Below are 11,519 nucleotides of genomic sequence, written 5' to 3' on the forward strand. Positions count from 1 at the left end.
GCTCCGCTGGATCGCGCGCGCCTCAGACGGCCGGCACAGGCAGGCGGTGCAGCGTCGCGATGCGCGACGCGAAGATGATCGCCGCCTGCAGCCCGAACCCCGCGAGCGCGAGCAGCAGGCAGGCCGGCTCGCCCCATGCCGCGCCGACCATGCCGCCCAGCGCGGCGCCGATGGGCCGCGCGCCCGCGTTGATCGTGAGGAACACGGCCGACACCCGGCCCAGCATCGTCGCCGCGGTCACGCTCTGGCGCAGCGTGGTCGAGGTGATGACCCAGACCATCGGCCCCGCGCCGAACAGGAAGAACGAGAGCGCCGCCAGCGTTGCGGTCGGCACAACGAGCGTGGCCGCCATCGTCGCCGCAGCCAGCACGGCGACCGTGGGGCCGACCTGTATCGCGCGGCCGAACGGCAGCCGTGCCACCACGCGCGGCGTGAGCAGCGCGCCCACGACCATGCCCGCGCCGTACATCGCCAGCGTGAAGCCCACCGCCTGCGCGCCGAGGCCGAGCACGCGCACGGCATAGGGCACGTAGCCAGCCTGCAGCACGAACCACGAGATGTTGAAGACCGCGCCGGTCATCAGCATCGGGCGCAGCATCTCGTGCTGCCAGACGAAGCGTGCGCCGTCGCGCACCTCGAGCAGTGGATGCCGTCCGGCGGAGGGCGCACGTGGGGCCTCGCTCAGGCGCAGCAGCAAGGCCACGGCAGCCGCGGAAAGCACCGCGGCCAGGACGAATGCCGCTGACGCACCGGCCCAGGCCACGAGCGCGCCCGCGAGCGCCGGCCCGGCGGTGAATGCCGCGCTGCGCGCCAGTTCGAGTCGCCCGTTGGCAGTGGCCAATGCTTCCCTTGGCACGAGCGCCGGCACCAACGCAGGTGCCGCGACGCTGAAACCCACGGTGCCGACAGCGCCCAGGAACCCGAGCACGGCCAACCAGCCGATGCTCAGCTTCGACGCGAACACCATCGCCAGCAGCACGAGCAGCGACACCGCGCGCAGCCCCTCGGCCCAGACCATCAGCCGCCGCCGCGACATGCGGTCCGCGAGCAGGCCCATGGGCATCGAGACCAGCAGGAAGGGCAGCGTCTGGACGGCAGCGAGAAAGCCGATCTCGCCGGGCCCGGCGCCGAGCGCCAGCACTGCCACCAGCGGCACGGCCGCGAGGCTCAGTTGTTCCGCGGATTGCGCGGCGAGGTTGGACCACGCGAGGTTCTGGAAGGAACGGGGGAGGGATGATGTTCGAGTCATGCCCTCATCGTGCTGGCCCGGGGCCTTGCCGGCTGGCCGTTTCCGGACGAGCGAGCGTCAGCGCCGCGACTTCGGCATTGGCATCGGATTCGATGCCGGCGAGACCACCTCCATCACGAAATCGATGAAGACACGCACCTTCGCTGCCGGCAGGTGGCGCGACGGATAGAGCGCATGGAGCGGGAGCCGCTCGTCGGGCCAGTCGGGAAACAGATCGACCAGCTCGCCGCTCTCGAGCTGCGGCTGGATGCCCACCGCCTTGATCTGCGCCACGCAGATGCCGGCGAGGACCGTCTCCAGCACCGTGCCCGGATCGGTGAGCAGCAGCCGCCCTGTGGCCGGCACCTTCACGAGCTTGCGTCCGCGCTGGAACTCCCAAGCGTATGGCTGCCCCGTGGCCGGGTTGCGCACCTGCAGGCAGGCGTGCCCGGCGAGGTCCGCGGGCTTCGCAGGGCGGCCGTGCCGCGCGAGGTACGCCGGCGTGGCCACGGTGACCACGCGCGAATCCATCAGCTTGCGGGAAACGAGCGACGACGAGGGCGGCTCGCCGAACCGCACCGCGATGTCGAAGCCCTCGGCCACCAGGTCGCCGAGCTGGTCGCGCGCGATCAACTCCAGCGTGAGTTCGGGGTATTGCGCAAGGAAACGCGGCAGGTGCCGCGCCAGCAGCAGGCGCGAGGTGAAGGCATCTGTGTTGACCCGCAGGCGACCACGCACCACACCGGATGCACCGGCGGCGATCGTCACCGCGTCCTCGATGCCCAGCACCAGCGGATTGATGTTGGCGTAGAGCTGCCGGCCTTCGTCGGTGAGGCTCAGCGAGCGGGTCGTGCGGTCGAACAGCCGGATGCCGATGCGACCCTCGAGACGGGCGATGGCACGGCTCACGCCGGAGGGCGTGAGGCCCAGCGCATTGGCGGCGCTGGCGAAGCTGCCGCCTTCGACCACGGCGGCCAGCACGCTGACGTTGGAGAGAAGGCGTCCGTCGAGAGTCATTTTTCATTCGTGATCAGGTGTCATGAATGATATGTCGTGGGGTCGCTTTACTCAAAGATAAGCCGTTCCTACGATTCGTCCCGTCGCATGCGTCACCCCATCGAATCAAGTCAGGAAAAAGGAACTCTCATGTACGCAATCACCGGAATCACGGGCCAGGTCGGCGGCGCCGTCGCGCGCGCCTTGCTGGCCGAAGGGCAGCCGGTTCGTGCGGTCGTCCGCGACGAACACAAGGGCCGCCCCTGGGCCGCGCTCGGCTGCGAGGTGGCCGTTGCCGCGATGGACGACGCCGTGGCGCTGACACGCGCTTTCTCGGGCGCGGCCGGCGTCTTCGTGCTGCCGCCGCCCAACTTCGATCCTGAGTCGGGCTTTCCCGAGGCGAGGGCCGAGAACGCCGCGCTGCGCCAGGCGCTCGACACCGCCCGGCCGGCGCGCGTGGTGTGCCTTTCGACGGTCGGCGCGCAGGCGGCCCAACCCAACCTGTTGAGCCAGCGCACCCTGATGGAGGAAGCGCTTCGCACCTTGCCGATTCCGATCACCTTCCTTCGGCCCGCATGGTTCCTGGAGAACCTGCGCTGGGACATCACGCAGGCGCGCGAGCAGGGCCTGCTGTCGAGCTACCTGCACCCGCTGGAGCGGCCCGTGCCGATGGTGGCCACTGTCGACGTTGGCAGTGTCGCTGCAGAGCTCCTGCTGCAGGTCGGCGGAGCACCGCGCGTCGTCGAGCTCGAAGGCCCCGAGCGGCTGACGCAGCATGCGATTGCAGCGGCGCTCTCGCAGGTGCTGGGCCGGCCGGTGCGCGCGGAGGCGGTGCCGCGCGAGAGCTGGGGCGCGATCTTCCAAGCGCAAGGCATGCGCGACCCGGTGCCGCGCATCCAGATGCTCGACGGCTTCAACGAAGGATGGATCCGCTTCGAAGGCGAAGACGCGAGCGTGCGCAAGGGCAGGGTGGGCGTGGCGGATGTGATCCGCTCGCTGGCGGATCAGGTCGGCTAGGCGCCTTCGGCCCGACCCTCGACCTGCATCTTCTCGAACCACTCGGCCACGTACGAAGCCTCCGGCGCGGCGTCGGGTGCCAGTCCGTAGTAGTAGCGCTCCAGCGTCATGCGCAGCGCGGGTAGCGGCGACTGCAGGCGCCCCGAGGCCAAGTCGTGCGACACCAGCGAGGTCGGCGCCAGGGCGATGCCCAGTCCGTCGACTGCTGCCTGCAGCACGAAGTGCAGGTGATCGAACTGCAGCCGACCCGCCGGTCGTGCGCGCGGCGCGCCGACCAGCTTCTTCCAGGCGTCCCAGTCGTCCTTGCGCGTGCGGGCCGACAGCAGGACGTGCGAGGCGAGAGCGCGAAGGTCGGGCAGCGGATGGCCCTTGAACAGCGCGGGCGCGCCGACCACCAGCACCTCGTCTTCGAGAAAGGGCTGCACCTCCATCGACGACGGCCAGCCTTCCAGGCCCCGGCGCACCGCGATGTCGAAGCTGCCGACGGCCTCCTCGGGCATCACCGTGCTGGTGACGACCTGCGGTTCGATGTCGGGAAAGCGCTCGACGAAGGAGGGCAGGCGTGGAATGAGCCAGCGCACGGCGAACGAGGGCCGCACGTTGATCCGCACCGCGCGCGTCGGCCCCTGCGACTGCAGCGCCCGCGCCGCGGCGCCGATCTGCGCGAGCGCGGGCTGCACCTCGGCGAAGAACTGCTGGCCCTCGGCCGTGAGCGTGACCTGCCGGATGCGTCGCTCGAACAGCGCGACGCCGAGGAACTCCTCGAGGCTCTTGATCTGCCGGCTCACGGCGCTGTGCGTGACGTGCAGTTCGAGCGCCGCGCGCGTGAAGCTGAGGTGGCGCGCCGCGGCGGCGAAGGCGCGCACGGCGTTCAGGGGAGGCTCTCGAAGCGGCATGCGTGCGATTTTCTCACGCATGCCGGTCGTTAATGTCGTTTGTCGGCACGGCATGCGGCGGCGCACCATCGAGGCTCGATGTCACGCACCGCACCCGCTCCCCAAACATCCCCCACCGACCTGAATTCCCGCCATGCGGCGATGGCCCTGGGCCTTTCGCTTCCGGCCGACGTGGTGCTCTACCTGCTGCTGCCGATGTACGCGAGCCAGTTCGGCGTGACGCTCGCCGAAGTCGGCATGCTGCTCGCCGCCAACCGGCTGGTGCGAATCGCAGGCTACGGCTTCGTGGCCCGCTTCTACGCCCGCAACGGCGACCGGCTGACCTGCACCATCGCCGTGGTGGCGGCGGCCGTGTGCGGGCTGGGCTACGCCACGCTTTCGGGCTTCTGGGCGCTGCTGCCGCTGAGGCTGACGTGGGGCCTGTGCTTCGCGGCGCTGAACCTGTCGACCCAGGCGCTCGCCACGGCCGACCCGGTGGGCGCCGCGCGGCGCAACGGGCGCTCGCGCGCCTTCATCGCGATGGGGCCGGTGCTCGCGCTGCCGTTGGGTGCGCTTCTGGCGCACTGGACGGGGCCGCGCACGATCTTCGCCATCCTCGCGGTGTTCTCGCTGCTGGCGTACTTCGTCACGCGCCGGCTGCCCGCGGCTCCACATCCGGTGACCAAGCCTGCCAGACGCTTCAAGCTGCCCAACAGCCTCGACAGCTGGTCGTTCATGGAAGGGCTGGCGCTCGACGGGCTCTTCATCGTCGGCCTCTCGTACCTCGGCAAGGACCTGCTGCCGGGCGGCGCGGTGATCGTTGCCGGCGTGCTGATGGCGCTGCGCTACCTCGCGGAGATATTGCTGAGCCCGGTCGGCGGGCGCATGGCCGAGCACTTCGGCGCCGAGCGCCTGCTGGTGAGCCTGTCGCTCGTCACCGCCATCGCGCTGGTGGGCTTCGGCCTGGGCTGGCTATGGAGTTGCGCCGCGCTGATCGTGGTGCTGCGAGCCCTGCAACTGCCCTTGTTGCCGCCTATCGTGGCCCGCCGCACGCCGGGACCGGAGCGGGTGCAGGCGCTGGCGGCGCGCTCGGTGTGGCGCGACATCGGCGCCGGTGCCGGGCCGCTGATCGCGGGCCTGCTGCTGCCGGTTGCGTCGCCGCCATGGATCTACGGCGTGGCCGCCTTGCTGCTTGCGCTCGCGGCGCTGGCCTGCGGCTGGAGCAGCGCATCGCCACAATCCACCAGCATCCAGGAAAGCACATGACAAGCTCTCATGCCATCGAAACCATCGCCCAGCTCGAAGCCCTGTTCGGCCAGCCCGGCGATGCTGCGCTGAAGAAAGAGGTGCCGTACCTGCACCCGAGCTACCGGGCGCTGATTGCCGCATCGCCCTTCGCGGTGCTCGCCACCATCGGCCCTGGCGGGCTGGACGCTTCGCCGCGCGGCGATCCGCCGGGTTTCGTCGCGGTGCAGGACGAGAAGACGCTGCTCATGCCCGAGCGGCGCGGCAACAACCGCATCGACAGCCTGCGCAACATCGTGGCCGACCCGCGCGTGGCGCTGCTGTTCCTGATTCCCGGCGTGGGCGAGACGCTGCGGGTGAACGGCAAGGCACAGCTCACGGTCGAGCCGGCGCTGCTCGAGCGCTTCGCCATGGACGGCAAGCAGCCGCAATGCGTGATCCGCATCACGGTGGAGACGGTGTTCTTCCAGTGCGCCCGGGCTATACACCGCTCGAAGCTGTGGGCGCCTGTGCCGGCGGATGCGCAGCGCACTGTGCCGACGCCCGGCGCCATCCTCTCTGCGCTGACCGAAGCGGCCTTCGACGGGGAAACCTACGACCGGGAACTGCCGGCGCGGCAGCGAGCGACGCTGTACTGACGCGGAACCCCATTCCATTCGCCCATGAAAAAAGCCCGCGTCAGCGGGCTTTTTCTTGCGGTTCGCACCGCCAGGATCAACGCACCCAGTGGCAGACGCGGTGGTGATGGCGCGCGTCCCATTTGCACACCTTGTGCTTCTTGGGGTGATGCGGCGGCGCGGCGGAGGCGATGCTCGGTGCCAGCACGGCGAGGCCGGCGAACGCGAGGATGCTGGAGAGGATGAAATGCTTGGTCTTCATGGGGTTCTTTCTAAGCAAAGGCATCGATCGAGGATTTGCGTCGTTGAACAGGCGCTCCTGTAGAACGTTCGATGCAATATTCAGATGACAGTTGTTGGCGGGGCGGGCGTGAAAAACCTCACCGATCGCGGTACCTGGAATGGCATTCGGGCAACACCGCATCAGGCCTGTCCGGGCGCTGCGGCCTGCTCGGTGCGCGCGTCGTGGCCGATGATCAGCACCAGCCCGAAGGCCACCGCCGACAGCATCGCCAGGAAGAGCACGGCGTAGAAGTCGTTGCCCATCCGGTCCTTCAGCGTGCCGAAGATGGTCGGGCCGATGTAGCCGCCCAGGTTGCCGATGGAGTTGATCCACGCGATGCCCGCCGCGGCCGCCGTACCGCTGAGGATGGCGGTGGGCAGCGTCCAGAAGGTGGGCAGGGCGCTGAAGATGCCGAAGGCGGCCAGCGTCACCGCCGCCATCTTCGGAACGGGCGCGGTGGTCTCTGCGGCCAGCACCAGGCCGAGGAAGATGCAGGCCAGCGGGATCAGCAGGAACCACTTGCGTTCCTTGCGCGCGTCGGAGGCCCGCGTCCAGAACAGCATGGCGATGGCGCCCACCAGGTACGGGAAGGCGTTGATGAAGCCGATCTCCACGTTGCCCAGCCCGCCGAAGCCCTTGATGATCTGCGGCAGGAAGAAGCTCAGGCCGTAAAGCGGTACCGTGATGCCCATGTAGACGAAGCCCAGCCCGATCACGCGCGGGTTCAGCAGCGACTGCTTCCAGGAGATCTTGTTGATCGACTCGCGGTTGGCGCGCTCGGCGTCCAGCGTGCGCTGCAGCCAGTCGCGCTCCTCGGTGCTGAGCCACTTGGCGTCCTTCGGGCCGTCGGGCAGGTACATCAGCACGAAGAAGGTCAGCACCAGCGAAGGCAGCGCTTCCAGGATGAACAGCCACTGCCAGCCGTGCATGCCGCCGACGCCGTCCATGTTGAGGATGAAGCCGGAGATGGGCGAGCCGATCACGGTCGAGATCGGAATGGCGAACATGAACCAGCCCACGATGCGCGCGCGGTACGCCGCCGGAAACCACAGCGTGATGTAGAAGATCACGCCCGGGAAGAACCCGGCCTCCGCGATGCCGAGCAGGAATCGCACGACGTTGAAGCTGGTCGAGCCGCCCACCCAGGCCTGCGCGGCCGAGAGGATGCCCCAGCTGAACATGATGCGGGCGATCCAGCGGCGTGCGCCGAAGCGCTCCAGCGCCATGTTGCTGGGCACCTCGAACAGGAAGTAGGCGAGGAAGAAGATGCCGGCCGCGCTGCCGAACACGGCGGCGGTGAAGCCCAGGTCCTTGGACATGGCCGCGCCGGCGAAGCCGAGGTTCACGCGGTCGAGGTAGGCGATGAAGTAGCTCACCATCAGAAGCGGCAGCAGTCGCCAGCTGATCTTCGAGATGGTTCTCTGTTCTACGGGGTTCATGGTTGCTTGTCTCCGGTGTTGGATGGTTTTGTGGAGGCGATGGGAAGAAGGGGGAGGGCGGCTGCAGCCGCCGGTGTCATGGCTGTTGTCGATGCTGCTGCTGTTGCGCCCTCATGATCTGGTGGCGCCGCCAGTAGTGGCCGACGGCGCCCTTGAAGTTTTCTTTCTGCTTGCCGAGGCCCGCGAGCTTCACCTTGGTGGTGCGCGCGCCCAGCATGCCCTTATCGAAGTGGGTGACGATGAGGGTGTCGCCGAAGCTGCTGTCCTTGTAGGTCAGGCTCTTGACCTCGTCCCACGCGATGGTCGAACCGCCATCGGCACTGGGGTGCATGCCCTCGTAGCTGATGTCGATGCGCTCGCCGTTCTTCAGCGCGAAACCGATGGGCGGAAAGTGGCGCAGCACCACGGCGCGCTCTTCCTCGGTCGCGGGCTCGTAGCGGTAGGCCAGGCTCAGCTCATGGTTCTGCACGAAGCGCTGCTCGTACTCGCTCCACAGGCGTTGCTCGATGGCGTCGGCGGTCTCGATCTCGTCGGCCCACGAAGCCTGCGGAGCGGTGGCGACGATGCCGCCGTAGGCGCTCTCGGGCACGTGGTGGCCGACGTTGCGCATGCGTTCCAGCAGCGGCGGATGGCTGTCGTAGGGATGCGGCACGCCGGCCGTCTTCATCGCCTCGATGAAGGCCGGCGAATTGGCGTACGGCGGCAGGCCGTCGGCGACGAAGCGGGCGATGCCGAGTGCGCCGTCGTGCTCGCGGTCCTGCTCGAAGAGCTTCTGCTCCACGTCGTTGCGGTAGCTCGCATAGGCCGAGATCTTGATGAGCGACTGCACGATGGCGTGCGGCGCGGTGAGCCCGGCCGCCACGCGGTCGGCCTTGTATTCGCGCTCGCGGCTGTCGCGGGCCAGCGCGAAGGCGAAGATCATGCGGTACAGGCGCAGCAGGTAGTGCGCCACGATGGTGAGGCCGCCGCTTCGCATCTTCCAGGTGTACTGGTCGAACTGCAGCAGCTTGGGGCCGAGCGCCGCGCTGCTGCGGGTGTCGCCGCCGCCCAGGTGGGCGAGCTCGTGCGCGAGCACCGCATCGGCCTCGGTCTGGTCGAGCACGCGCAGCAGCGGCAGGCTCACGAAGAGCGTGCGGCCCTGCAAGGGGCGGCCCTTGACCTCGCACGGCGCTTCGGTCACGAAGAAGTTGGTGTCGATACCGGCCACGATCTGGTCGGGCGGGGTGGTCTTCACGCGGCCGGCGAGCTGGCGGATGCGCTCCCACAGGCGCGGAGCGTCGGCCTGCGAGACCAGCTCGCCCTCGATCTCGTTGCCCGAGGGCAGCTTCTTGAACAGCGTGTAGATCGCGTAGAACACCGCCGCGCCGGCCGCGATGCCGGCAATCGCGATCAGCTTGATGTAGTAGCTGTGCCAGAAATACGCCGTGAGCCAGAACGAGAGCCACACCAGCATCGCGCTCTGCAGCACCACCTCGACCGCGCTCGACACGGTCATGAGCCGCCAGCCCGCGACGAAGCTGGCGTAGCGCAGGCCGCGGTTGGCGAAGGCCAGCGCGCCCAGCACCAGTGCCGCGACCAGCAGGGCGGCGCCGAGCACGATGGTCCAGAGGGCGGCGCGGTCGGCCCAGTGGAACTGCCAGTGCATCGAGTAGGGGCTGCACACCTTGTCGTGGAAGTTCCTGTCTTCAGGCGCGGTGGCGTCGCAGGCCTTGGAGAGCTGGTGGCTGCGGTAGAACGCGGTGGCTTCGGCCTTGTCCGCGGCGGAGAGACGCGCATCCTTGGCGATGCGGTTTTCCATCGCCTGCAGGAACTCCGCGTCCTGCGAGCGAAGCGCGTATTCGGTGAAGGCGAGCGTGGCCGCCGGAATGGCGAACAGCGAGACGAGCGTGAGAACGAACACGCGCAAGAGATCGGCGTGAACCGTGCGGGCGAGGGCCATGGACGAGCTGCTCCTGGATGACGATTGCTGTGAGTTGTTATGAACGGTCCGGGAAGGCGATAGCGTAGCGGGCACGGCGTATGCAGTGAAGCCGGGCACGGCGTCAAGCGGCGCGAGGCACCGACCTGCTACCGAATAAGGTTATCCCTTTTGCATCGTTCCGCGCGGCGGGGCGCAGGTATAGCCTTCGTTCTCATTCATGGCTGTCACCTCCGTCACTCCATTTTCGCCGTCGTCTGGGTCCGCGCCGTCGCCCGTTGCATGGATTGCCGGTGTCGGCGCCAGCGCGGGCCTGGGTGCGGCGCTCGCGCGGCGCTTCGCGGCCGAAGGCTTCATCGTCGCTCTGACCGGCCGAACGCAGGCCCAGCTCGATGCGGTGGCCGGCGAAATCGTCGCAGCCGGCGGCCGGGCCCATGCCTTCGCGGGCGACGTGGCGAGCGAGGCCGAGATTCACGGCATAGCTCAGAAGACGGCGGCGCTGGGTCCGCTCACGGTGGCCATCTTCAATGCCGCGAGCGCGGTGCGCGCGCCGACGCTGGATCTTTCGGTCGAACAGTTCACGCAGGCCTGGCGCACCAGTGCGCTGGGCGGCTTCATCTTCGGGCACGAGGCCCTGCGCGGCCTGCTGGCCAATTCCTTCGAGGCGGGCGGAGCGCGCGCACGTGGCACCTTGCTGTTCACCGGAGCCACCGCGGCGCTGCGCGGCAAGCCGCCGTTCGCGGCCTTCGCCGCGGCCAAGGCCGCGTTGCGTTCGCTGAGCCAGAGCCTGGCGCGCGAATTCGGCCCGCAGGGCGTTCACGTGGCGCACGTGGTGATCGACGGGGGCATCGACGGCGAGCGCCTGCGCAACAACGCGCCGCAACGCGTGGAGCAGGCCGGCGACGACGGCCTGCTGCAGCTCGAAGCCATCGCTGAAAGTTACTGGCAGCTGCATGTGCAGCACCGCAGCGCATGGACGCAGGAGCTGGACCTGCGGCCGTTCAAGGAACCGTTTTGAGGAGTCACGCTACATGAGCGTCGGATCGAATGGACAGATGCTGGCCGCTACGCTGCCTTCGGTGCAGGCGGAGCTCAACTACCTGAAGGCGGGCCAGGGCCGGCCCGTGAGCTACACATTCGAGCCGCCGCCCGGCACGCCCTGGGTGACCGGCGAACTGGAGCCGCGCCGCGTGACGATCCGCGACGGGCGTCCGCTGGTGGCGCTGAACGAGCTGACGCTCGACCGCAGCGGCTTCACGCAGATCTCGCATCGCAGCGCGCTCGCCGATTTCTCCCAGGACGCGGCGATCCGCGACATCTACTACCGCGAATCCGAAGCGCTGCTGCGCGACGTGACCGGCGCCGAGAAGGTCGTGGTGTTCGACCACACGCTGCGCGACAGCGCGCAGGGCTCGCGCCGCACGGCCGAGCTGCGCGAGCCGGTGCGACGCGTGCACAACGACCAGACCTTCGTCTCCGCGCCGCGCCGCGTGCACGCCCACCTGCCGCCCGAGGAGGCCGAGGAGCGCCTGAAGAACCGCTTCGCGATCATCAACCTGTGGCGGCCGCTGGCCACGGTCGAGTGCCTGCCGCTGGCGCTGTGCGACGCGCGCTCCATTTCGCCCGCCGACCTCGTGCCCAGCGACCTGGTCTATCCCGACAAGGTGGGCGAGACCTATTCCTTCACCTGGAATCCCGAGCACCAGTGGTACTGGTTTCCGAGACTGCGGCCCGACGAGGCCCTGCTGCTGAAGATCTACGACTCGCTCGAGCAGGGCGTGGCGCGCTACACCGCGCACACCGCCTTCGAGGACCCGACGGGTTCGCAGGAAGCACCGCCGCGCCGCAGCATCGAGCTGCGCGCGCTGGTGTTCTGGCCCGCCGGCAAGTAGCAGCCTCCC

At 68.8% G+C, this 11,519-nt stretch carries 11 protein-coding genes; 5 read left to right on the forward strand and 6 right to left on the reverse strand.

Features of this window, described 5'->3' with window-relative positions:
• Window positions 1-22: 22 nt before the first annotated feature.
• Entirely contained in the window at window positions 23-1,249 is a 1,227-nt protein-coding gene (locus EJP69_RS02075) for an MFS transporter (RefSeq protein ID WP_126468553.1), read from the reverse strand.
• A gap of 57 nt (window positions 1,250-1,306) precedes the next feature.
• Window positions 1,307-2,245 carry a LysR family transcriptional regulator gene (locus tag EJP69_RS02080; protein WP_126468554.1) on the reverse strand — a complete coding sequence of 313 codons (939 nt, stop codon included), beginning with the start codon at window positions 2,243-2,245 and terminating at the stop codon, window positions 1,307-1,309.
• 129 nt (window positions 2,246-2,374) lie between these two features.
• Between EJP69_RS02080 and EJP69_RS02085 the strand changes: the two genes are divergently transcribed.
• The gene (locus EJP69_RS02085; RefSeq protein WP_126468555.1) at window positions 2,375-3,241 is read left to right on the forward strand and encodes an NmrA family NAD(P)-binding protein; all 867 of its coding nucleotides are present in this window, start codon (window positions 2,375-2,377) and stop codon (window positions 3,239-3,241) included.
• On the opposite strand, the gene EJP69_RS02090 is transcribed toward EJP69_RS02085, so the two are convergent.
• The gene (locus EJP69_RS02090) at window positions 3,238-4,137 is read right to left on the reverse strand and encodes a LysR substrate-binding domain-containing protein (RefSeq protein ID WP_126468556.1); all 900 of its coding nucleotides are present in this window, start codon (window positions 4,135-4,137) and stop codon (window positions 3,238-3,240) included. The genes EJP69_RS02085 and EJP69_RS02090 overlap by 4 nt on opposite strands.
• A gap of 78 nt (window positions 4,138-4,215) precedes the next feature.
• Here EJP69_RS02090 and EJP69_RS02095 point away from each other — a divergent pair, with 78 nt between their 5' ends.
• Both EJP69_RS02095 and EJP69_RS02100 read left to right on the forward strand, forming a co-directional pair.
• Window positions 4,216-5,382, forward strand: coding sequence for an MFS transporter (locus tag EJP69_RS02095; RefSeq protein ID WP_126468557.1), 1,167 nt, complete (start codon window positions 4,216-4,218; stop codon window positions 5,380-5,382).
• A complete protein-coding gene (locus EJP69_RS02100) occupies window positions 5,379-5,999 on the forward strand; it encodes a pyridoxamine 5'-phosphate oxidase family protein (protein WP_126468558.1) in 621 nt (206 codons plus the stop codon). The genes EJP69_RS02095 and EJP69_RS02100 overlap by 4 nt, the downstream gene beginning before the upstream one ends.
• Window positions 6,000-6,075: 76 nt before the next feature.
• Here the strand turns inward: EJP69_RS02100 and EJP69_RS02105 are convergent, their stop codons facing one another.
• From EJP69_RS02105 to EJP69_RS02115, 3 genes are all read right to left on the reverse strand, one after another.
• Window positions 6,076-6,240 (reverse strand): HHHH-motif protein, encoded by a 165-nt coding sequence (locus tag EJP69_RS02105; protein ID WP_126468559.1) that lies wholly within the window; start codon window positions 6,238-6,240, stop codon window positions 6,076-6,078.
• Between the two features lie 161 nt (window positions 6,241-6,401).
• Window positions 6,402-7,700 carry an MFS transporter gene (locus tag EJP69_RS02110; protein ID WP_093195069.1) on the reverse strand — a complete coding sequence of 433 codons (1,299 nt, stop codon included), beginning with the start codon at window positions 7,698-7,700 and terminating at the stop codon, window positions 6,402-6,404.
• Between the two features lie 76 nt (window positions 7,701-7,776).
• Entirely contained in the window at window positions 7,777-9,639 is a 1,863-nt protein-coding gene (locus EJP69_RS02115) for a M48 family metallopeptidase (RefSeq protein ID WP_126468560.1), read from the reverse strand.
• A 199-nt stretch (window positions 9,640-9,838) separates the two neighbouring features.
• On the opposite strand from EJP69_RS02115, the gene EJP69_RS02120 reads away from it, so the two are divergent.
• Entirely contained in the window at window positions 9,839-10,636 is a 798-nt protein-coding gene (locus EJP69_RS02120) for an SDR family NAD(P)-dependent oxidoreductase (RefSeq protein WP_126468561.1), read from the forward strand.
• 13 nt (window positions 10,637-10,649) lie between these two features.
• Entirely contained in the window at window positions 10,650-11,510 is an 861-nt protein-coding gene (locus EJP69_RS02125) for a CmcJ/NvfI family oxidoreductase (protein ID WP_126468562.1), read from the forward strand.
• The last annotated feature ends 9 nt before the right edge of the window (window positions 11,511-11,519 follow it).

The sequence above is a fragment of the Variovorax gossypii genome, from assembly GCF_003965815.1.
GTDB classification, from domain to species: Bacteria; Pseudomonadota; Gammaproteobacteria; order Burkholderiales; family Burkholderiaceae_C; genus Variovorax; species Variovorax gossypii.

Excerpts from the sequence above, each read along its gene's own strand:
- EJP69_RS02075 (WP_126468553.1), bottom strand. The coding sequence starts at position 1,249 with ATGACTCGAACATCATCCCTCCCCCGTTCCTTCCAGAACCTCGCGTGG.
- EJP69_RS02080 (WP_126468554.1), bottom strand. The coding sequence starts at position 2,245 with ATGACTCTCGACGGACGCCTTCTCTCCAACGTCAGCGTGCTGGCCGCC.
- EJP69_RS02085 (WP_126468555.1), top strand. The coding sequence starts at position 2,375 with ATGTACGCAATCACCGGAATCACGGGCCAGGTCGGCGGCGCCGTCGCG.
- EJP69_RS02090 (WP_126468556.1), bottom strand. The coding sequence starts at position 4,137 with ATGCCGCTTCGAGAGCCTCCCCTGAACGCCGTGCGCGCCTTCGCCGCC.
- EJP69_RS02095 (WP_126468557.1), top strand. The coding sequence starts at position 4,216 with ATGTCACGCACCGCACCCGCTCCCCAAACATCCCCCACCGACCTGAAT.
- EJP69_RS02100 (WP_126468558.1), top strand. The coding sequence starts at position 5,379 with ATGACAAGCTCTCATGCCATCGAAACCATCGCCCAGCTCGAAGCCCTG.
- EJP69_RS02105 (WP_126468559.1), bottom strand. The coding sequence starts at position 6,240 with ATGAAGACCAAGCATTTCATCCTCTCCAGCATCCTCGCGTTCGCCGGC.
- EJP69_RS02110 (WP_093195069.1), bottom strand. The coding sequence starts at position 7,700 with ATGAACCCCGTAGAACAGAGAACCATCTCGAAGATCAGCTGGCGACTG.
- EJP69_RS02115 (WP_126468560.1), bottom strand. The coding sequence starts at position 9,639 with ATGGCCCTCGCCCGCACGGTTCACGCCGATCTCTTGCGCGTGTTCGTT.
- EJP69_RS02120 (WP_126468561.1), top strand. The coding sequence starts at position 9,839 with ATGGCTGTCACCTCCGTCACTCCATTTTCGCCGTCGTCTGGGTCCGCG.
- EJP69_RS02125 (WP_126468562.1), top strand. The coding sequence starts at position 10,650 with ATGAGCGTCGGATCGAATGGACAGATGCTGGCCGCTACGCTGCCTTCG.